Annotated in this window: 24 protein-coding genes; 12 read left to right on the forward strand and 12 right to left on the reverse strand. The window is 44.3% G+C overall.

What is annotated here, in order from left to right; genetic code table 11:
• Positions 1-112 precede the first annotated feature (112 nt).
• From LAY57_RS05545 to LAY57_RS05555, 3 genes are all read right to left on the reverse strand, one after another.
• Entirely contained in the window at positions 113-3,361 is a 3,249-nt protein-coding gene (locus LAY57_RS05545; protein ID WP_249065326.1) for an efflux RND transporter permease subunit, read from the reverse strand.
• On the reverse strand, positions 3,361-4,803 hold the full coding sequence (locus tag LAY57_RS05550; RefSeq protein ID WP_249065327.1) for an efflux RND transporter periplasmic adaptor subunit: 1,443 nt from the start codon (positions 4,801-4,803) through the stop codon (positions 3,361-3,363). Before LAY57_RS05550 ends, LAY57_RS05545 begins: the two co-directional genes overlap by 1 nt.
• A 384-nt stretch (positions 4,804-5,187) precedes the next feature.
• Complete coding sequence (locus tag LAY57_RS05555; protein WP_249065328.1) at positions 5,188-6,558, reverse strand: ATP-binding protein; 1,371 nt, start codon at positions 6,556-6,558, stop codon at positions 5,188-5,190.
• A 152-nt stretch (positions 6,559-6,710) separates the two neighbouring features.
• On the opposite strand from LAY57_RS05555, the gene LAY57_RS05560 reads away from it, so the two are divergent.
• The 5 genes from LAY57_RS05560 to LAY57_RS05580 all read left to right on the forward strand — a co-directional run bounded on the left by LAY57_RS05560 (position 6,711) and on the right by LAY57_RS05580 (position 8,804).
• Complete coding sequence (locus tag LAY57_RS05560; protein WP_249065329.1) at positions 6,711-7,112, forward strand: hypothetical protein; 402 nt, start codon at positions 6,711-6,713, stop codon at positions 7,110-7,112.
• Between the two features lie 83 nt (positions 7,113-7,195).
• Positions 7,196-7,378: a hypothetical protein gene (locus LAY57_RS05565; protein ID WP_249065330.1), complete on the forward strand. Its 183-nt coding sequence runs from the start codon at positions 7,196-7,198 to the stop codon at positions 7,376-7,378.
• A 145-nt stretch (positions 7,379-7,523) separates the two neighbouring features.
• Positions 7,524-8,231: a GUN4 domain-containing protein gene (locus tag LAY57_RS05570; protein WP_249065331.1), complete on the forward strand. Its 708-nt coding sequence runs from the start codon at positions 7,524-7,526 to the stop codon at positions 8,229-8,231.
• A 46-nt stretch (positions 8,232-8,277) separates the two neighbouring features.
• Positions 8,278-8,436, forward strand: a complete 159-nt coding sequence (locus tag LAY57_RS05575; protein ID WP_249065332.1) for a hypothetical protein — start codon at positions 8,278-8,280, stop codon at positions 8,434-8,436.
• Positions 8,437-8,486: 50 nt separating this feature from the next.
• Positions 8,487-8,804 carry a hypothetical protein gene (locus LAY57_RS05580; protein WP_249065333.1) on the forward strand — a complete coding sequence of 106 codons (318 nt, stop codon included), beginning with the start codon at positions 8,487-8,489 and terminating at the stop codon, positions 8,802-8,804.
• Position 8,805: 1 nt separating this feature from the next.
• Here LAY57_RS05580 and LAY57_RS05585 read toward each other — a convergent pair whose 3' ends face one another.
• From LAY57_RS05585 to LAY57_RS05600, 4 genes are all read right to left on the reverse strand, one after another.
• Positions 8,806-9,252, reverse strand: coding sequence for a hypothetical protein (locus tag LAY57_RS05585; protein WP_249065334.1), 447 nt, complete (start codon positions 9,250-9,252; stop codon positions 8,806-8,808).
• A 182-nt stretch (positions 9,253-9,434) separates the two neighbouring features.
• Positions 9,435-9,722 (reverse strand): hypothetical protein, encoded by a 288-nt coding sequence (locus LAY57_RS05590; RefSeq protein WP_249065335.1) that lies wholly within the window; start codon positions 9,720-9,722, stop codon positions 9,435-9,437.
• Entirely contained in the window at positions 9,719-9,907 is a 189-nt protein-coding gene (locus LAY57_RS05595) for a hypothetical protein (RefSeq protein ID WP_249065336.1), read from the reverse strand. The genes LAY57_RS05590 and LAY57_RS05595 overlap by 4 nt, the downstream gene beginning before the upstream one ends.
• Before the next feature lie 301 nt (positions 9,908-10,208).
• A complete protein-coding gene (locus tag LAY57_RS05600) occupies positions 10,209-10,490 on the reverse strand; it encodes a hypothetical protein (RefSeq protein ID WP_249065337.1) in 282 nt (93 codons plus the stop codon).
• 367 nt (positions 10,491-10,857) lie between these two features.
• On the opposite strand from LAY57_RS05600, the gene LAY57_RS05605 reads away from it, so the two are divergent.
• Entirely contained in the window at positions 10,858-11,220 is a 363-nt protein-coding gene (locus LAY57_RS05605) for a peptidoglycan-binding domain-containing protein (protein WP_249065338.1), read from the forward strand.
• Between the two features lie 72 nt (positions 11,221-11,292).
• On the opposite strand, the gene LAY57_RS05610 is transcribed toward LAY57_RS05605, so the two are convergent.
• The 4 genes from LAY57_RS05610 to rpmI all read right to left on the reverse strand — a co-directional run bounded on the left by LAY57_RS05610 (position 11,293) and on the right by rpmI (position 13,364).
• Entirely contained in the window at positions 11,293-11,823 is a 531-nt protein-coding gene (locus tag LAY57_RS05610) for a tetratricopeptide repeat protein (protein WP_249065339.1), read from the reverse strand.
• Positions 11,824-11,850: 27 nt separating this feature from the next.
• A complete protein-coding gene (locus tag LAY57_RS05615) occupies positions 11,851-12,753 on the reverse strand; it encodes a transporter substrate-binding domain-containing protein (protein ID WP_338022357.1) in 903 nt (300 codons plus the stop codon).
• Entirely contained in the window at positions 12,750-13,103 is a 354-nt protein-coding gene (gene rplT, locus LAY57_RS05620; RefSeq protein WP_249065340.1) for a 50S ribosomal protein L20, read from the reverse strand. Before rplT ends, LAY57_RS05615 begins: the two co-directional genes overlap by 4 nt.
• Before the next feature lie 63 nt (positions 13,104-13,166).
• Entirely contained in the window at positions 13,167-13,364 is a 198-nt protein-coding gene (gene rpmI / locus LAY57_RS05625) for a 50S ribosomal protein L35 (protein WP_249065341.1), read from the reverse strand.
• 102 nt (positions 13,365-13,466) lie between these two features.
• Between rpmI and LAY57_RS05630 the strand changes: the two genes are divergently transcribed.
• From LAY57_RS05630 to LAY57_RS05640, 3 genes are all read left to right on the forward strand, one after another.
• Entirely contained in the window at positions 13,467-14,450 is a 984-nt protein-coding gene (locus tag LAY57_RS05630; RefSeq protein ID WP_249065342.1) for a hypothetical protein, read from the forward strand.
• 114 nt (positions 14,451-14,564) lie between these two features.
• Complete coding sequence (locus tag LAY57_RS05635) at positions 14,565-14,888, forward strand: hypothetical protein (RefSeq protein WP_249065343.1); 324 nt, start codon at positions 14,565-14,567, stop codon at positions 14,886-14,888.
• Complete coding sequence (locus tag LAY57_RS05640; protein WP_249065344.1) at positions 14,885-15,259, forward strand: HNH endonuclease; 375 nt, start codon at positions 14,885-14,887, stop codon at positions 15,257-15,259. Before LAY57_RS05635 ends, LAY57_RS05640 begins: the two co-directional genes overlap by 4 nt.
• Positions 15,260-15,294: 35 nt before the next feature.
• Here LAY57_RS05640 and LAY57_RS05645 read toward each other — a convergent pair whose 3' ends face one another.
• Positions 15,295-15,969: a cysteine hydrolase family protein gene (locus LAY57_RS05645; RefSeq protein ID WP_249065345.1), complete on the reverse strand. Its 675-nt coding sequence runs from the start codon at positions 15,967-15,969 to the stop codon at positions 15,295-15,297.
• 4 nt (positions 15,970-15,973) lie between these two features.
• On the opposite strand from LAY57_RS05645, the gene LAY57_RS05650 reads away from it, so the two are divergent.
• From LAY57_RS05650 to LAY57_RS05660, 3 genes are all read left to right on the forward strand, one after another.
• Positions 15,974-16,369 carry an allophanate hydrolase-related protein gene (locus LAY57_RS05650; protein WP_249065346.1) on the forward strand — a complete coding sequence of 132 codons (396 nt, stop codon included), beginning with the start codon at positions 15,974-15,976 and terminating at the stop codon, positions 16,367-16,369.
• 142 nt (positions 16,370-16,511) lie between these two features.
• Entirely contained in the window at positions 16,512-17,720 is a 1,209-nt protein-coding gene (locus tag LAY57_RS05655) for a BMP family ABC transporter substrate-binding protein (protein WP_249065347.1), read from the forward strand.
• Between the two features lie 138 nt (positions 17,721-17,858).
• The gene (locus LAY57_RS05660) at positions 17,859-18,950 is read left to right on the forward strand and encodes an ABC transporter permease (protein WP_249065348.1); all 1,092 of its coding nucleotides are present in this window, start codon (positions 17,859-17,861) and stop codon (positions 18,948-18,950) included.
• The last annotated feature ends 79 nt before the right edge of the window (positions 18,951-19,029 follow it).

A 19,029-nucleotide genomic window follows, 5' to 3' on the forward strand; every position in this document is an offset into this window, starting at 1 on the left:
AATAGTTCTGCTTTACTAAGCTATAAGGTTTAGTTATGAAGTTTCCGTTTTTTCTACCCCCTCTCCCTACCTCCTAAGTTGGTGCGATCGCAACCAACTATATCTATATTTATTACCTCTCAATTGGTACTTTTGGGGGCAATTTAGTTTTTTTGGGTAATTTTTTGGCGCGGGGGGGAAACATCTTACCTGCAAATAAATCGTGGAGCAGGGTATAGAAGCAGGGGATAATAAACAAAGTCAGAAGTGTTGCTAAGGATAGACCGGAAAATACGACGACACCTAAAGGTTGCAGAAATTCCGATCCTTCTCCAATCCCTAATGCTAGGGGAAATAAGCCTAAAACTGTAGTGATGGTAGTCATCAAAATCGCTCGCAGGCGTAGGGGTGCTGCTTTTAACATCGCAGTTGTGCGATCGATATATTCTCGCTCCTGGATCTGATTTGCCAATTCCACCATGATAATGGCGTTATTAACCACAATACCCACAAGCAGCACTGCACCGACTAAAACGGTGGCACCGATCGCAGTTTCCGTGATGTAAAGTCCGAAAATTCCCCCAGCCATGGCTAGCGGCACGGTAAGAATAATCACCAGCGGATCGATTAGGGAGTTGTATTGTACAGCCATCACTACAAAAACTAAAAATGTCGCCAATGCCCCTAAGATTTTTAGGGAGTTTTGCAACTGTTGATTAGTTTCTGTGGCAGAACTGGGTACAATCGAAACGCCTTCGGGTAATTCTAAATCTCCTAGCACAGCGTCTACCTGCTTTATCGCATCGCTGAGGTTAGCCCCCTTACTCAAACTACCAGCGATGATGAAAACTTGTCGCTGGTTAATCCGTTGAACTTCACCCGGTGCTTGACCTTCTTCAATTCGGGCGACATCTCCCAAACGAATGAGATAATTGTTATTTACAAATAGAGGAATCTGCTTTAATTGGGAAGCTTGCCTGATCGATTCTTTATTGATTTGAACTCGCACATCCACCAAGCGATCGCCCCTTTGTAACTGAGTCGGTATCGAACCCTCGATCGCTGTTAAAATAGTCTGGCCAATATCCCCTGTTGTCAATCCTAGCTCCGCAACCCGTTCCCAATCAGGACGAATCTGGATTTCCGGTTGTCGGGGGTCTGCATTGGGTCGGAAAGTAGCCAGAGTAACACTTTCATCCATAGCAGCCAATACTTGCCGTCCAGCTTGTTGGAGGATTTGCTCATTTTCTCCCTGAAGGATGATGTCAACATCTGCGCCTCGAACTGGGGAATTAGTTAAGATGATACCGCGCACTTGACCGGGAGAGAGACGCAAGCGAATGCCAACGAGATTTAGTTTTTCAAACTCCTTACTGACTCGTTCTACATAGGCTTCAATATCAGTACCGGGTTTAAGGCTAATCGTACCGGAACCGCGTAGGGGATTGGCAGTAGTGTTGCTGCCAAATAGAAAACCGCCTACTGTTGAAAAGACATACTCTGTTTCTGGCTGTTGGCGAATAATTTCATCAACAGCAGTCATAACTTTGCGGTTGGTTTCCAGATTAGTACCCGGTGGAAACTGAGCAGAAAGGTTTGCTTGACCAGTGTTAATCCGGGGGAGAATTTCTTGGGGAATTTGACCGACCAGCCAAAAACTGCCACCGCCTAAAATCAGGAATGTTGTTAATATTACGAATATCCGATAGCGCAGCACTCCAGCTAAGAAACGTCCGTAGCCACCCATTGACGCTTCAAAGCTACGGTTAAACTGCCGCATAGGCCAAAATTCGCTCAGGCGACTTGAAAAGCGGATACCTAACAGCCGAGAGCTTAGCACTGGAACAACTGTCAGCGCTACTAAAAGTGAGGCGGCTACGGAAAAAGTGATCGTGAGAATTAATTCGTTGAACAACAGGGAGAAAAAGCCACCAATTAGTAGAAACGGCAATACAGATACTAAGTTGGTGGTTGTAGAGGCGATTAGAGCCGATTCTACCTCCTGACTGCTGCTTTCGGCGCGATCGAGCAATTCTTCAGATCTCAAGCGACTCCGAGAATCTTTGCCGGGAGTCATACCAACACCTTCGGCAATAGTCTCCATCATCACGATCGAGTTATCTACTACGATACCGACGCCCAAAGCTAAACCGCCTAAGCTGAAAACGTTGATGGAAAGGCCAAATAGCTGCATTAAGATGATTGCTGCTACTGTGGCGAGGGGAATCGCTATAACGATAATTAGAGTTTGACGTATAGAACCTAAGAATAAGAGAACTGCGATCGCAGCTAAGCCAGTACCGAAGAGTCCAGAACTCGTCACATTGGAAATCGCGTTGTTGATAAATCTCGATTCATCCAAAGTTGGTAATATTTCCATATCTTCTGGAATTAAACCGGCTTTTCGCAGTTCTTCCAGACGATCTTTGACGGCTTCTACTACTGAGATTGTGTTAGCGTCAGGCTGCTTTTGGACGCTGAGTTTAACTGCTGGTTCTCCATTAAGAAAAACAAATACTCGCTGTTCTTCGGTGCCATCAATAACTTCGGCAAAGTCGCGCAGATAAACGCGACGTTTGGTGACAGGGGATGGGGAATTAGCGATCGCGGAAGAGTTAACATCAAATGAGAGATTGCGAAGCTCATCGGCATTCCGAAAACGTCCTACCGTGCGAGTTAGCGGTTCTGAGTCCTCCCCGCGCAACCTTCCGCCGGAGACATCTTGATTCCGTTCTCTAAAGGTATTTAATACATCTGTTAAACTAACTCCCTGCGCCTGTAAGCGATTGAGGTCAATGTTAATTCGCACTTCTTCCTGTACGCCACCCGCAACGTCTATTCCCGCAACACCGGGGACAACGCCGAGTTCGCGAGAGAGTTCCTCATCGGCAAATACGCGCAAAGCCACATCTTGGAGGGAGGGCGATCGCAGTGCAAATTCGTAGACTGGCTGTTGAGAAGGGTCAACTTTAAACAAACGCGGCTCTTCGATGATATCGGGGAGCGTGCTGCGAGCGCGGTTAAAGGCAGCGGTGGCGTCGTTCAAAGCTTGGTCGATATTTCCCCCCGGTTCAAAAAATAAATCTAAACTTACCTGTCCTTCGCGGGTTTGGGAATAAACTTGCACTACACCTTCCGTAGCGCTTAAAGCTTCTTCCAAAGGTTTGGTAATTTCATCTACTCCTACCTCTGGTGAAACTCCTGGGGCGTTGACTCGCACGCCAATCCGGGGATAGGTGATGGAAGGCAATAAATCGACTTGCAGTTGGGTAAAGAAGAAGACTCCTAACACCAGCACCGCTAATGTGAGCATGAAGGTGCCGATGTGCTGGCGGATGGAAAGTCCACTGAGGCTAAAGCCAGTTGTCTTAGCGTTCTGCATTACGGCTGTTTCCTTTGCTCGCTTGTCTCTGAGAGAATACTCAATAGCACCGTCTCGCCATTTTTTAATGGTTTGCTACTTTTGACTGCGTAGCGTTCCCCTTGGTTCAATCCTGAGAGAATTTCTACTTTGCCATTCGCGCTAGAGCCCACCTGCACCTGACGAGCCTCTACCTTAACTTCCTTCCCCTCTCCCTTCACGACAAACAGAGTGCTGAGTCCTGAGTCCTGAGTCCTGAGTGTTGAATCTGCCCTGCTCCCCTGCTCCCCTGCCCCTCCGCTCCTCTGCCCCCCCGCTCCCCTGCCCCCCCGCTCCCCCGCTCCCCCGCTCCCCTGCCCCCCCGCTCCCCCGCTCCCCCGCTCCCCCGCTCCCAACACGGCTGTTTGCGGTACGATTACTTTTGGTCTGCTAAGTTGGGAAAAACTTACCCGTGCCAGCAATCCGCTGCCTATCTTATCGTTGCTGTTGGGAATGGTAATTTCCACTGGCACTTGACGAGCGGTTGCATCAGCAGCGGGGGAAATGCGGCTGACTGCGCCTGAGAAAGTTTCGTTTGCAAAGGCATCTAGACGCACTTGCACCAATTGCCCAACTCTAATATTTGAGAGTTCTAGTTCTGAAACGGGAACCACCACTTTTACGCGGCTAAAATCTCCCAATTTGAGGACTTCGCCTCCTGGTTGTACCAGATTTCCAGGTTCCGTCACCCGTTCCAAAACTACGCCTTTGATGGGTGAGATTACCCTGGCGTAAGACTGGCGCTCTTTTGCTTGAGCTATGATTGCTTGTTGGACGCGGACTCTGCCTTGGGCTGCTGCTACCGCTTGCTGTTCAGTACGAATTTGTTCTTCTGCTGCACGCAGAACCTGTTCGCCGCTTTGGGCTGCTGTTTGTGCCAATTCTGCATCTTGTTTGGAGATGGCACCCTCCTGCTGGAGGTATTGCCTGCGTCTGGAGTTTGTCTTCGCCTGCTGAAGTTCTACTTTTGCTTGTTGGGCTCTTGCTCTGGCGTTGCTAACTTGAGTTTGGGCGCGTGCTACTTCCGATTCGCGTGCTGCTAGTTCGGCTTGGGCTTGCGTCACGGCTGTAAGTAACAATGAGTCATCGAGGATTGCGAGGATCTGACCCCGCGCTATGCGATCGCCGATATTTACAGCTAAGTTTAGCAGGCGTCCTTCTACCTGGGAGCGCAGGGAGATTTCCCGCACTGGTCTGGTGGTGCCGATGTATTGTGTAGGTTCCTGGAGAACTCCTGTGCGTGCTAGAGCTGCATCGACCGTCGTGGGTCGCTGTTGTGCCCTTTGTTGGCTCTGAGGTGGCCCAGATTGAGCTTCTGCTTCTACTTTGCCCGCTATGCCACACCCGGTCAAAGCGATCGGCAAAAGCGTTCCCAAACAGAGCCAAGGAACGAGGTCAAAAGGCAAAAGAAAGAGATTTTTCACGTTAGCCTTTTTCCTTTCAACGTAAGAATGTGTAACGGGCTTTTTCGAGTACTTAGGTGTCATGCTTACAAACGTTATAAAGCTTGACATCTTAATAGCATAGACGCGAAACTAGCTTCTCTATGTATTCCTCAAGTAATGTTCGCCGCTAAGAGTGCAAGTATCGCACAGCTTGGGACTTGCATTTTTGTGCGATCGCTATGAGTTTTGATAGTGCGATCGAGCTTTTATTTCAGCCAGATCGCTGCATATCAATGATTATACATATTTACGATCGGCCAGCGGTTGTATATAATATCCGTAACCCGATCTGAATTCAGCTGTATGTTAGCCGATCGACACAAATCTTCTACCTGTCCAAGCTGGAACTATGTCTCTCTTCAATTACCTCATATAACGATTTTTGACATACTCTTTCATCACGGTATTCAAACTAAAAAATGTTGTTTTTCCCTCCTCTTTTACCTCGACTAATAACCGGATTACTAGAGAGCGTATGGCATTCACTAAATTCGATACCGATAATTGCAATATCTTTAAAATATCCGGCAAAGCAACAGGTTCGCTTTCCTTCGCCAACTGAATCATTACTGCTAACTCTTGCTGTGTTAAACGCTGAAACTGTTGGTCTAATTGCGCTTGCAAAGATTCATCTAAGATTGGCGCATCGCATTGCAAAAAGTCAGAGACGCTACCGCCAAATAAGTCTTGAATCGTGCTGGCGGTCAATTCTAGCCACAGAGGATTACCTTGATAGGTATCAATCAAAGTTTCCCAAGCCTCTTCGTCTGATAATTTACGATCTTTCAGTATTTCTTTTGCTGCTAATCCTAAACTGCCTAAAACCAATGTTCGCACGTAGTTATTATTTACTTCTAATTTGGCAATTTCTCTCGGTTTCTCCCAACTATTGATAAACAAACAACTATTGTGATTGACTTCTGCAATTAGTTTGAAAAATAACTGATAATCTTCATATCCAGTTTTATATTGACCTGCGAGTTGTCCGCTGCAAAAAAGCATTTGCACGTCATCGATAATAATCAAACAGCGATATTGGCGTAAGTAGTTGAGGAGTTGGGATATTTGCGTTTCGATGTTTTGGGGGATGTCTGCTTGCTGGGGGAAGATTTGCAACAGATTGGTGAGAGTTGCATTGAGAGTTGGGGAAAAGCGGAGACTGCGATAGATTATGTAATCGAAATGGGTTTTTATTTGTTCTATTAGTCGTAATGAAAGTGTAGTTTTGCCGATTCCGCTAATTCCCAGAAGTGCGATGAGGCGAGTGCGATCGCATATTATCCAGTTTTCGAGGGTGGTGAGTTGGGAAGTGCGATCGTAAAATCTGAAGATTTCCGGTGCATCGCCTAAGTCGATGTGCGGTTGCGTTGAGGTTTCTTGAGGTTGTTGGGTAACTTGTGGAGATTGAGGAGTTTGTGGACAGATGTTGACGTTATTAATTGTTAAATTATCATTACCTATAGTTGAAAAGTTATAAAATTTTGCTCTTTCTAATATATAGCGAACATTTGCTTTACTAACATTTTCTTCCAACACATCCGAAAGTATTTTCCATAATTCGCAAGCAACATCTCTAATATGACCCTCGCTTAAATGGAAGTCTTCTGCAATTTGCGAGTATTTCTGACCTTGTATCGTACCCCGGAGTATAGCTTCTTCCAAATATTCTAAGTGTTTCCCTGTTTTAGCGAAAACTAGCTCGTCAGCGAGTTTCAGGACTGCTTGAACGTCCATAAGTTACGGATTTGCTATGGTTTCCCGTATTTTACCCGATCTTTCCGACATTTTCCGATCTTGTCGGATGGTAAAGTCCCGACATTTCCGACTGTTGCCAAAATTACTATTTTCCTATAATTGACCGTAATAAACTTTGTCACCGATAAGGTATGAGCATATTAGAGCGCCTTCACCCCCTGCAATTTAACGAATTGCCAGACATTAATGATGTTCCATCAGTGTCTTCCGAAGATGAAGCTTGCCTGGAAGAAATTAAGGCAGTTTTAGAAAAGCACAATTGCACGTCCAAATTCGGCCTTGCTTTGCTACATAATCACTTCATGTTGGAAGACGATGAGGTTTTGATGGAGTATTGTGATTTTCAAAACCGTTTGCTAATTTCTAAACCTATAAAGCATACTACTTTGTTGGGTAAACAGGCTATAGAAACATTGTGGCGTTTTGATACCCAAGTAGATGATAATGCCAAAAAGTGGTGTGAAAAGTATTGTCCAAGGGATCAAAACAACAAACACCACGGATACAAAGATCATCTTCCAGGCGAAGATTAGTAATCAGACTCGAAAGACCTGCTGATTACAGTTTAGTTAATACTGGGATTTAGTTTAATCATACAAAAACTAAGGGAGTAGTTATGGCTAAAAAGCAGATGGGTGAAGTTAAAACGCCAACAGGTTCTGCATACCCTTATTATTGGGACGAGGATACCGGCGAAGTAACTGTTGGCAATGAACCTGCTGGTACAGCCTCTTCCGCTGATGAAGCTTGGCGTAAAGCAAATTTCTACGCAACTACGAGTCAGAAATGGAAGAATTGATTTAAAAAAGTTGCGATTGTTCGCTCGAATCTACTATGCGGTAGTGGAAAGAATGGGAGAGGTTAAGAGAGCGCGATCGCTTTAGATCAATCTCTTAGTACATCTGTATATATATGAATCAAATGTTTGAGGAAGCGAGGGATTAATGATGGTACTTTTTATAGTGTTTATATTGATTGTAATAGGGGCTGTCATTACTTATTTTGTAATGTCTAACAACTTAAGCTTAATCGATTTAATCGATCTCTTAAGTGACAGCCTGAAAGAAAGTTCGAGTAATACTGGTAATCAAAACAAATATATTGAAGTTGATGAAAATCAACTGAATGATGATTTAAGTTCAGCAATAGGAATAGATTATCGGAAACTGCGTAATTTGCTAGCTGGTGGAAATTTTAATTCAGCTAATCAAGAAACTAAATCTATTATGCTAGAGTTCTTTTTTGGTGGTACATATATTGATTCTTCTCAGAACTATGAAAGTAGGATCAATAATATTGCGTGTACAGATATTCGTACCCTAGATGAGCTATGGTTGAAATACAGCAGTGGTCGTTTTGGGTTTAGCGTGCAACATGAAATTTATCTTGAAACTTGGAGGAAATGTCGCAGTGATACGATAGAATTTGCTAAATGTGAAAGAATTGAGATGAATGAGAATAAAGCTGATGTAGAAGCTACTATTAAGGCTTCGACACCTTTTTATGAAAAGGTAAGATGGAGGACAAATGATTCGCTAAATTATAGTATTTCAGCCCCCAGAGGTCATTTACCATACATATTTGGAACTTCTGGAGGTCAGCACGGGATTATGCTTTCATTTTTTATGCGAGTCAGAAGATGTCTTGAGTAGAGCTATGTTCTTGAATTTGAAATCGTTCAGATTAAAGAAAAGGAAAATGAGCTCGCACTCCCATCTTCCCTGCAAATGCGATCGCACTTCTATCTTTCCCCAAATGCGATCGCACTTTCATCTTTGCCCAAAATGCGTTGGCGTAGCCTGCCTAACGGCATTCGCACCCCCATCTTTTGCAGAATGCGATCGCACCAATAACTAAGCAAAAGTATGTTAAAATCTAGGCAGTATTAAGTCACAAGATTTAACTCCATGACTCAATCAGTGCCAAAAAAAAGCCCACCTCGCGGCAGAATATTCCCAGAACGCACCTTATCGCCCGAAGCACTAGCTCGACGCAAAGCTGAACGCGAAGTATTTCACAAGCGTTGTCGGGCAATTTTTGAGCAAGTCCGCCCCGATCTAATCACAGAACACTATGGCTGGTATATTGCAATTGAGCCTGACAGCGGCGATTATTTCATTGACAAAGATCAAGAAGTAGCTAGTCAAAAAGCACGTCATAAACACCCTGACGCTGTACACTGTATGTTTTGCTTAAATGAAAGTGGAGCTACTGGCAAAATATGATTCAGGGTACTTTTGGAAGCAGGGGTGAACTGTTTTTTGAAATTGATTTGATTGCTGCTGATGGCTTAAATCTAACTGTGGAGGCAATGCTAGATACTGGATTTACAGAATTTATAGCAATTAATAAACAAGATTTAGATGCTCTTGATTGGCAATTCATCCGGCAAAATGAAATGATAACAGCACGAGGATTCTGAGACATTTGGGCAGTAGAAGAGATTCCAGCAACTTCATTCTCCCATTGCTTCGCAAGGGCATAAAACTTATCTACTATCTCAAGATCGAGTTCGGCATTTTTGGTTGTATGTGGGGTGGAAGTTTCTCGCTGTGCAAGCAAGTTTTCCAGGCTGATTAAGAGCAACTCTTCTATCGATACGTTTAGGTCAGCGGCGACTTTTTGTAACTTCACCAGACGCTCATCTGAAATGGCAATTGTGATAGTATTCATTCGGTTTACAAACAAATATTATTGATTTTTATAGTAGCATATAAATTATTCTTTTGTGTCTTGTCTGTCCGCAGCTACAGTGTTTAGAACAATGCGATCGCACTCCCATCTTCCCCAAACTGCGTTGGCGTAACGTGCCTTCTGCATATCGCACTCTTAACTAAACAGCTAAAAACAAATGATTATCCTTCCTGTTTAATTTCCCCTTTAAGTGAGGTTAAAGACCCTGCTGTGTTCTGGAATAATCCAGATTTTTTGACGTACATTTCTTTAGCCGATGTGTCAAACATTTGCCGCAATAATGCCTTAGCTTCTGACCGTTCCTCATCCGTCAAATAATCCTGACCCCTTACCCCTGGATGATAACCTTTGGCATTACCTACAGCATTAATATAACGCTGCTTGCCTAGATTAAAAATTTCTGTATATCTCTGATACTGTTGCTTTTGTTGTTCAGTTTGCTCTCTCATTCTGTTTGCCTCCAATTAGTCGGAACTATAGACCCATCTTGTAAAATAATTGCGTAAGGTAAAACAGGACTAGGCGTTTGAATATACCAATCTCCCGTATCTTCATCATAAAAATTTGACCCCAGTAAGTCAAGAGTATCCAAAGCATTGATAATGAGGTACTGCTCCTCTGTAGGTTCTATCATTAACATCCCTATAAATTTACTTTAACAATTTTACAGTAAATAAGGTAAAATTCGTTAATGAAGTGTAAGGCATCATCTTGGTTTACCGCTTCTGCAACATATAGCTAGGGACTAGAGTCAGAAGGGTTTAGAATCCGCCAACGTTTCAGGAATTCACAATGTCCTAACCGCCAAGGCGGTTGCTATAATAACAGAAGCGATCGCACTCCCATCTTGCCCCAACTGCGTAGGCTACGCCTACCGTAGGCATTCGCACTTCCATCTGACCCCCAAAATGCGATCGCCCTACTTTCTTATTTAGTTAAGCCGTTGGATTATCCCCCTGATTACGCTGATTTATCAAAATGTCAAGTATCCGACGATTCTCAGTTTGGAGTCCGCGAATCTCTTCTTGTTGTTGGACAATAATTGTTTGTTGTTGTGCCATATTTGCTTGCTGTTGATCCATCCTTTGAAATAACTGCTCTCGCTCTTCTCTTGCCTCTGCTGCCACATTAGCTAGAGCTTGAATGACGCGAGCATTACTGTCTACCATGTTAGCTAAGCGGTCTAGTCTATCATCATCCCAACGCTCTGTAGTCATAGATTTTTATCCTTTACTTTGCTTTTCAGAATAACTTCAATTTTAGTTCCTTTGCGTACATCCCGCGATCGCTTTTATCTGACCCAAAATGCTTTGGCATAGCCCGCTGTAGGCATTCACACCCTCATCTTTGCCAGAATGCGTCGGGTATCAAATCCGACTCAATACGGCTAGGATAAGCGTATTTGTGGTCTGTAGAGCGAAGCATAGACCGCAAAATCTTCACAACTTAGACATAACTTAGACACGAAATAGTCATAAGTAGTCTCTAAACTACGCTCATAAATGCAAAAGAAAGAGAGTTCTCCTCTCATTTCTAGCAAAAAGGTAGTTCATTTGTTCGGCTTTTTGTAAGGAGATTTTAATTATGGTTCCTAAAATTTTTAAGTCCAATCCTTTAGCACTTGGAGTTCTCGCTGCTATTTCCATAACGCCGCTACTGATTGGGGGTACTCCTGCTTTCGCGGCTAAAATGGATCGCGCTCAATTAAAGACTGCTAAAGTCAGCCACGCTTCGCGCAGCAATGCAAATACGATACTTAGATTGGGTAGCCAAGGAGAAAGCGTTCGCCAACTGCAAGCTGCTTTAAAGAAAGACGGTTTCTACAAAGGGTCGATAAATGGTATGTTCGATCGCCAGACTCGTTCTGCTGTTATGGTGTTCCAGCGCTCGCACCACATCAAGGCAGATGGGGTTGTTGGAGCTAAAACCAGATCTGCTATAAGCTAGGGGCGATCGCGCAACCAATACAGAATAGAAATGCGATCGTAATCGTGTGGGCAAATGCCCACCCTACAGTCGTTAACTGGATGGCACTAATCGTCGGCGTAGGGATTCGGCACGTCGTTTAGAAATAGAGTTGTTTGGCTCTATTTTCAAAGCTTCGTCATAAGTTTGCAATGCTTGAGAAGTTAACTTCTTTTTCTCATAGGCATGACCCAGATTATTCATAGCTGTGACGTAACCAGGATCTCGCTTCAAAGCTTCTTTGTAGTTACGAATTGCCAAGTCGAACTGCTCTTGGGCAAAGTAGGCAAAACCCAATCCGTTGTAAATGAGGGCAACATTTTCTTCGGTTTCTTCTTCGGCTGCTTTAACTGCCCTTTGGAACACGGGGATAGACTGCGAGTACAGCTTTTTATCGAGATAAATGCTAGCCAATTCGTAATACTCTTGAGCGTTGCCTTTCTCGTTTTTCAGCTTATTTTGCAACCGCGTGAGCGCATTTTCAACTTTGCGAGTTTTGAAGATCTGGCGAAAAATTGCCACGGCGGCTACAGATAGCAGTGCCAGCAATATAGAGAGATAAAAAACTGGAAGTAAGCTTTGCATAACTTTTTAAAGGGGCAAATTTCAACATTATTTTAAATTATCCCAAGGCAGTCCCCAATAGACAGCCCGTTGCTGCAACCAACCGTCGGTTTTCCAACGATCGATCACCTCATTTACCCTGCGCCGTAAATCATCATACTGCACTCCCTTGGGCATAACCACAGACAGGGGTTCGGCAGAAAGCAGGGTTGGCACTATCCGGTACTGGGGATATTCTTGCACCCAGCCGCTGAGGACGCTGACATCGGCGGCAAAGGCAGTTGCGCCACCGGATTCGAGGAGCGATCGGGCCTCTTGATATGATGCCACACCAATGAGCCTAGCTGTCGGTAACTGATACCGCACTTTGGCAATTGTGCTGGAACCGTACAGCAAGGCAATTTTCCCTTGCTGTATATCGCTGAGTCGTTGTACAGTAGCATCTTTGGTTACGAAAGCGATGCCATCCATATAATACGGTGTGCTAAAACTAACTAACCTGCTACGGGATTCGGTTGCCGTTACCCTGGCAATGGCGAGATCGACTTTTCCTGCCAATACAGCGTTGAGGCGATCGCGATTTGCCACCGCCTCCAATCTAACTGCATCGGGACGCCCCAACAATTCTGACCCCAAACGTCGCGCCAAGTCAATTTCTAAGCCTTGCAAATTGCCTGTCCCATCCCGAAATCCCAGCGGACGCAGATTATCCTTAACTGCAACAATCAGGTAGCCCCGTTCCTGAATTTCCTTCAGTTCGGCTGCCATACTAGGAGCGGGCAAAATCATTCCCAGGCTGAGCCAGGGAATGAGGTAAAAAGGTAAAAGAAAGAGAGCGCTTCGCAAAGTAAAAAGTAAAAAGTAAAAAGGCAAAAGAAAGAGCAGATTATTCAATTCTTTTTTTTGACTTTTGACTTTTGACTTTTGCCTTTTACCTTTTACCTCAATCATTTAGCGTTGTTTGCCAATTCGACAACTTTGCCGAAACTGTCCGGATCGAGAATCGCGAGTTGGGCCAGCATTTTGCGATTGATTTCGATGTTGGCTTTTTTCATGTTGCCCATCAGTCTGCTGTAGCTGACCCCATGCAGGTGCGCGGCGGCGTTAATGCGTGCTATCCAGAGGCGGCGGAAGTCGCGCTTCCGCTTTTTGCGATCGCGATACGCATTCCGCAGCGCCTTCATCACCTGTTGATTGGCGGTACGAAACAGCGTCGAGTGAGAACCGCGAAATCCTTTCGCTAGTTTGAGAATTTTCTTGCGGCGTTTGCGAGCAACGTTACCGCGTTTTACCCTTGTCATATCGATTTTGGATTTTGGATTTTAGATTTTGGATTAGTCGAGCCGGTGCCAGATTTGGCGCTTTTACAGGTAGGGGAGCATCAGGCGCACGTTTTCTGCGTCCCGCTCATCCACAACTGCTGGGTTGGAGAGATGACGCTTCCGCTTGGGGCTCTTGTGCTGTAGCAAGTGGTTTTTGAAAGCGTGGCGGCGCATAATCTTACCGCTGCCCGTTTTTCTGAACCGCTTCGCCGCAGATCTGCGAGTTTTCAGTTTTGGCATGGACTTACTTTAATTGGACACAATCTACAATGATACCATAAGTACACTCAGTTATCAATACTGTTGCGGTAAAGTTACAAGGTGATAGGAGGCTGACCAAAAATGAATATACCTACAATTCTTAATGTCGCCATAAGTTTAATTTTTATTTTCCTGATTTTGAGCTTGTTGACTTCGGAGATTCAGGAAGCGATCGCTACATTTCGCCAATGGAGAGCCAAACATCTCAAAAATTCTATCATAACTCTTTTGACTAAAGAGCTTACAGATCGACTTTACTCTAACGACCTCATACAATCTCTTAATCAAACAGGTAAAAACCGAGCTTCTGTCGGCCCATCTTATATTCCTTCAGACATTTTTGCATCGGCTTTGATAGACATTCTCAAATTGTACATCAGTGACTCCCAAGGCATCGACACCCTGGAAACAAAAATCAATAATTCGGCATTGCCAACAAAATTAAAAGATATTCTGCTTACTTTTGTTAAAACGATTCAAAGTCAAGATCGTCAAATCGAGACAGCAGTTAAAGATTTACATCATCAAATCGCGACTTGGTTTGATGAATCTATGCAACGCTCGTCCGGCGTCTACAAACGTAATGCAAAGGGAATGTCTTTTTTGCTTGGTTTGGCAGTCGCCGTAATTGCTAATGCCGATACTGTTTACTTGGTGCAAAGATTGCACAAAGAAGAGATTTTGCGTTCTACAGTGGCTCAAATTAGTGAAGAAATACTGGCCAGAAATTCTGATGTGATAATCAAATGTTTGAATACTGCTAAAGACCAAGCAAGTAAGGATAAATGTTTAACACCACTCAGGGAAAATCTCAATACAGCTTTAAATGATATCTCTTCGCTGCCTATTGGATGGGATCTTTCTAATCCCTTAAAACAATTGCAAGAACAGCAATCTATTTCGTCGGTGGGCAAATGGGATTTGCGAGGTATAATTAAAGTTATTTTTGGTTGGTTTTTAAGCGCTGTGGCTATTTCTATGGGCGCACCCTTTTGGTTTCAAGCGCTGAATAAGATAATTAATGTTCGGAATGCGGGTAAGAAGCCTAATTCTACTGCTGAGTAAGAGAGCGATCGCATATTCCCATGCAATCTTTATCAACGAGTTAGCCTAATTTCGTTGAAAATATAGTAGCATGGATTAAAATATGTACAAGCACAATGCAGGTATGATGAGACTATGGCAGAGCCTCAATTAATGATCCTACCATCCTTATTAATGCGATCGGGACTTCAGATTCGCCAAGTCGATGACATTATTCTTTTCAAGTTTACAGAGGAGTTACATTCTCGGCTGGAAGAACTGTTAGAGAAAAGCAAAGCTGGATTCCTGACTCAGTATGAAGCTGCTGAACTCGCTGGAATAAAAGAATTAGACAGAATTTTTACCTTAGTTAATTCCAAACTAGCTGCCCGATCGAAATGGTCTCAAAACAAACTCGAAGCCTTGTCCGACAAAGAGCGGGAAACCGATGTGAATACTGCCACTCTCCTGAATTTGTGAGTGCATCTCCATTGACAATCGATCATTTACTACCTCAGTCGTTGGGTGGTTCAGATGACCCCGATAACCTAGCATTGGCTTGTCATCGCTGCAATGAACGGCGCTACAACTTCACAACCGGGATCGATCCGGAAACTCAACTGGAAACTCCCTTATTTAATCCTAGACAGCAGCAGTGGGCCGAGCATTTTATTTGGACAGCAGATGGACTGAGAATTTTGGGCATGACTCCTACAGGTCGATCCACTTGCAGTCGTCTTGACCTCAATGATGACTTTCACGACGATGGTTTCATTCAGGAGTCTCGTCAATATTGGGTAGAGGTAGGCTGGCATCCTCCCCGTAATGACCCGCGACGATCGGTGAATTAATCTTTTCTAGCCCATCGCTTAATTAAATATACCCATTAACCAATCTTTTTCAACCCTTGCAAAACTAGATCGGCAGTTGTAGTCCAACCCACAATCCCACCTTGAGCGCGAATCATTTCAATTGTCGCTTGTTTGAATTCTGGAAAATAACTTTCTGTAGCATCTTCTATTAACAAACATTCAAATCCTCGATCGTTTGCTTCGCGCATGGTTGTCTGCACGCAAACTTCAGTAGTTACTCCAGCAAACATGAGATGGGTGATGGCTTTATCGTGTAAAATAGATTCCAAATTGGTATGATAAAAAGCGCCCTTACCTGGTTTCGTAATTACAATTTCATCAGATAGCGGTGCTAGTTCGGGTATAATTGCATTACCGGGTTCGCCCAAAACCAAAATACGTCCCAAAGGAGCAACATCGCCGATTTTCAAGTTGCCTTTGCCCCGGTTAAGCTTGGCGGGGGGACAGTCGGAAAGGTCTGGTTTGTGACCTTCGAGGGTGTGGATAATGGGGAGATGACGATCGCGAAAAGCATCCAACAGCCGTTTCAGTGTTGGTACGATCGCTTGCAGCCTAGTAACATCATTACCCAAAGCCTCTCCAAAACCCCCAGGTTCTAAAAAATCTCGCTGCATATCGATGACAACCAGCGCCACCTTAGTGGCATCTGGCAGTTCATAATCATAAGGTTGGGCAGAAATTAAAACCATAACGATGGAAACCGTACATTTGGCTGTAAATGGGACACTAATGCGAGGATTGGAACTCAATCCTAATTTATTGGCTGTTGGTGCTACCTTTGTGCGAGAAGCCTTGACAGAACCAACTTATCGGTTGTGGTCAATAGACGATCGCCATCCAGCTACGATACGGGTAAGTACAGGTGGAAATGCGATCGCCGTAGAAATCTGGGCTGTTCCCACATCTGGAATTTGCACAATTTTATTGCAAGAACCGCCTGGATTGTGCATCGGCAAAATTCGTCTAGCAGATGGCGAAGAAGTACTTGGTGTTTTAGGCGAATCAGTTCTTTGCGAAGGTAAGCCCGAAATCACCCATTGGGGAGGCTGGCGTGCCTATATTGCCGACTCCGCTAAGCATAAAATATAACCCATGCGCCAAATGTATTGCAAAATACAAAACTCTATGCTAAGCAATGCTTAAATCATTTCGTTATCCAGCCTCTGTCATCTGTCTTAAAGCAGAAATTAATATAAGTTTACCTTCACCCCTTTCAAAGGAAGCCTAGAAAGTGAGTACTAGACACCCCTTGCATCTAAATCGCCGTCAAATAATACGCGGGATTTTAGCTACCACAGCTTTTGGAGTCAGTTCGCGTCTTTGGACTGGATGTACGCCCAATACACCACCAAGTGCAACAACCCCAGCAACCCCAACTAATTCAGCTTCAACAGGGGCAGTCAAGCCAATCACAATGGGATTCATCTATGTCGGCCCCAAAGACGATTATGGCTACAATCAAGCCCACGCACTAGGAAAAGAAGGTGTATCAAAATTACCTTGGGTAAAAACCGTAGAGCAAGCTAACGTTCCTGAAACCACAGAAGTACAGGAAGCAATGCGGAATATGATCGAGCAAGACGGTGCAACTGTTCTGTTTCCTACATCTTTTGGTTACTTCGATCCGCATATTTTGAAACTTGCCCAAGAGTATCCCGAAGTGCAATTTTTCCACTGCGGTGGACTTTACGTAGATGGCAAACACCCGAAAAATGTTGGTAGCTACTATGGCTATATTGACGAAGCTCAATACATAGCAGGAATTGTGGCGGCGCATACTACTAAGACAGGCAAACTAGGATTCGTCGCCGCCAAACCAATCCCTCAACTAATCCGCAATATCAACAGTTTTACTTTAGGCGCACGCAGCGTTAATCCCAAGATTACCACTCAAGTTATCTTCACAGGTGACTGGTCTTTACCAGTTAAAGAAGCAGAAGCTGCCAATAGCATGATCGACCAAGGAGTGGATGTGCTTACCTGTCACGTTGACAGCCCTAAAGTTGTGATGGAAACTGCCGAAAAACGAGGTGTTTTCTGTAGTGGCTATCATGCGAATCAAGCAATCCTAGCTCCTAAAGGTTATATCACAGGCGCAGAGTGGGACTGGACAAATGTTTATTCCAGATATGCGGAAATGATTCGAGATGGCAAAACGTTAATGAACGGAGGAATCTCGCATTTGGTGCGCGGTGGTTTGAAGGATGGTTTTTGTAAACTATCCAACTATGGGTCAGTTGTTGGCGAAGCGGCAAAGAAGGATGCTGATGCCGCAAAAGCTAAGTTTATAGATGGCAGCATGGTGATTTACAAAGGAGAACTGAAAGATAATACTGGCAAAACTGTAGTCGCGTCGGCTAAGGAATACAAACAGGAAGACCCTGAACTAGAAAAGATGAATTGGTTGGTAGAAGGTGTGCTTGGTAGTGCTACAAGCTAAAAATAGTTTTGAATTTTGAGTTTGTAGGGGCGGGTTTTTTGGAGAGATCTGGCTTCCCACAGGTATTCAGATAAACCAGCCCGGACTGAGTTTTGAGTTTTGAATTAGGAATTAATAAGTGTTTTATCAAGATGAGTTATGATTTTCACAGAAAAGTGGCGGACAACGCTGGAAAAAATTTGCATTCCAATAGCAGCACTAGCTGTTTCATTGGTAATATTCGGCGTGTTTTGTGCGGCGGCGGGTGCTAATCCTTTTGCTGTATATGCCTCGATTTATAAGGCAGCTTTTGGCAGTTGGTTTTCATTCCAGAACACGCTGATTCGCGCTGCACCTTTGATGCTGGCTTCTCTTTGTACGGCTTTACCTGCTCGTTTGGGTTTGGTAATTATCGGCAATGAAGGTGCTATTGTAATCGGCGGTTTGAGCGCTGTAGCGGCTGGGCTCTCCGTGCAGGGTGCTGGGCCTTTTGTGGTGCAGTTAGCAATGGCTCTAGCAGGTATTGTGAGTGGTGGTGTGTGGATTGCTGCCGTCGGGGCGCTGCGCCATTACCGAGGCGTTAATGAGACTATCAGCAGCTTGTTATTGAATTATATTGCGATCGCACTCCTTAACCACATGGTTGGTGGCCCAATGCGCGACCCCACCAGTCTTAACAAGCCCTCCAGCTACCCAATTCCCGACGCGGATATGTTGGGAAATATCCCCGGAACTCGCGTTCACTTTGGCTTAATCTACGGCATAATAGCTTGCTTAATTGCTTATTTCCTGATTCAACGTACCACTTTCGGATTTGCAGCTAGAACCGTTGGTGGAAATATCCGCGCTGCTAAAATCGCCGGATTGCCAGTCGGAAAGCTAACTTTAATAATTTGTTTCCTAGCTGGTTCTTGTGCGGGTTTGGCAGGCATGGTGGAAGTAGCGGCAGTCCACGGTCGGGCTAATGAGTCGCTGAATGCGAGTTATGGCTATAGCAGTATTTTGGTAGCGTTTATTGCCCGACAAAATCCCGTCGCAGCAGTATTTGTTTCAATTATATTGGGGGGAATTCTTGCTAGTGGTGGCATCCTGCAAAGGGCTCATCAATTGCCCGATGCAACTGTTTTAGTATTCCAAGGAATAGTATTTCTGGTCATTCTTTTTAGCGAGTCTCTGTACGGACGCTTGGCAATCTTTAAAGAAGGTGTCAAACCTCAAATGCCAGGGCAAAATCTCAAACCTCAAACCTAATTGGTCATTAGTCATTGGTCATTGGTAATAAAAAAGACCAATGGCTAATGTCAACAATAAATCTAAAATCCAAAATCTA

This window comes from Argonema antarcticum A004/B2 (assembly GCF_023333585.1).
Lineage (GTDB): Bacteria > Cyanobacteriota > Cyanobacteriia > Cyanobacteriales > Aerosakkonemataceae > Argonema > Argonema antarcticum.

Excerpts from the sequence above, each read along its gene's own strand:
- LAY57_RS05545 (WP_249065326.1), bottom strand. The coding sequence starts at position 3,361 with ATGCAGAACGCTAAGACAACTGGCTTTAGCCTCAGTGGACTTTCCATC.
- LAY57_RS05555 (WP_249065328.1), bottom strand. The coding sequence starts at position 6,558 with ATGGACGTTCAAGCAGTCCTGAAACTCGCTGACGAGCTAGTTTTCGCT.
- LAY57_RS05560 (WP_249065329.1), top strand. The coding sequence starts at position 6,711 with ATGAGCATATTAGAGCGCCTTCACCCCCTGCAATTTAACGAATTGCCA.
- LAY57_RS05565 (WP_249065330.1), top strand. The coding sequence starts at position 7,196 with ATGGCTAAAAAGCAGATGGGTGAAGTTAAAACGCCAACAGGTTCTGCA.
- LAY57_RS05570 (WP_249065331.1), top strand. The coding sequence starts at position 7,524 with ATGATGGTACTTTTTATAGTGTTTATATTGATTGTAATAGGGGCTGTC.
- LAY57_RS05575 (WP_249065332.1), top strand. The coding sequence starts at position 8,278 with ATGAGCTCGCACTCCCATCTTCCCTGCAAATGCGATCGCACTTCTATC.
- LAY57_RS05580 (WP_249065333.1), top strand. The coding sequence starts at position 8,487 with ATGACTCAATCAGTGCCAAAAAAAAGCCCACCTCGCGGCAGAATATTC.
- LAY57_RS05585 (WP_249065334.1), bottom strand. The coding sequence starts at position 9,252 with ATGAATACTATCACAATTGCCATTTCAGATGAGCGTCTGGTGAAGTTA.
- LAY57_RS05590 (WP_249065335.1), bottom strand. The coding sequence starts at position 9,722 with ATGAGAGAGCAAACTGAACAACAAAAGCAACAGTATCAGAGATATACA.
- LAY57_RS05595 (WP_249065336.1), bottom strand. The coding sequence starts at position 9,907 with ATGATAGAACCTACAGAGGAGCAGTACCTCATTATCAATGCTTTGGAT.
- LAY57_RS05600 (WP_249065337.1), bottom strand. The coding sequence starts at position 10,490 with ATGACTACAGAGCGTTGGGATGATGATAGACTAGACCGCTTAGCTAAC.
- LAY57_RS05605 (WP_249065338.1), top strand. The coding sequence starts at position 10,858 with ATGGTTCCTAAAATTTTTAAGTCCAATCCTTTAGCACTTGGAGTTCTC.
- LAY57_RS05610 (WP_249065339.1), bottom strand. The coding sequence starts at position 11,823 with ATGCAAAGCTTACTTCCAGTTTTTTATCTCTCTATATTGCTGGCACTG.
- LAY57_RS05615 (WP_338022357.1), bottom strand. The coding sequence starts at position 12,753 with ATGATTGAGGTAAAAGGTAAAAGGCAAAAGTCAAAAGTCAAAAGTCAA.
- rplT (WP_249065340.1), bottom strand. The coding sequence starts at position 13,103 with ATGACAAGGGTAAAACGCGGTAACGTTGCTCGCAAACGCCGCAAGAAA.
- rpmI (WP_249065341.1), bottom strand. The coding sequence starts at position 13,364 with ATGCCAAAACTGAAAACTCGCAGATCTGCGGCGAAGCGGTTCAGAAAA.
- LAY57_RS05630 (WP_249065342.1), top strand. The coding sequence starts at position 13,467 with ATGAATATACCTACAATTCTTAATGTCGCCATAAGTTTAATTTTTATT.
- LAY57_RS05635 (WP_249065343.1), top strand. The coding sequence starts at position 14,565 with ATGGCAGAGCCTCAATTAATGATCCTACCATCCTTATTAATGCGATCG.
- LAY57_RS05645 (WP_249065345.1), bottom strand. The coding sequence starts at position 15,969 with ATGGTTTTAATTTCTGCCCAACCTTATGATTATGAACTGCCAGATGCC.
- LAY57_RS05650 (WP_249065346.1), top strand. The coding sequence starts at position 15,974 with ATGGAAACCGTACATTTGGCTGTAAATGGGACACTAATGCGAGGATTG.
- LAY57_RS05660 (WP_249065348.1), top strand. The coding sequence starts at position 17,859 with ATGATTTTCACAGAAAAGTGGCGGACAACGCTGGAAAAAATTTGCATT.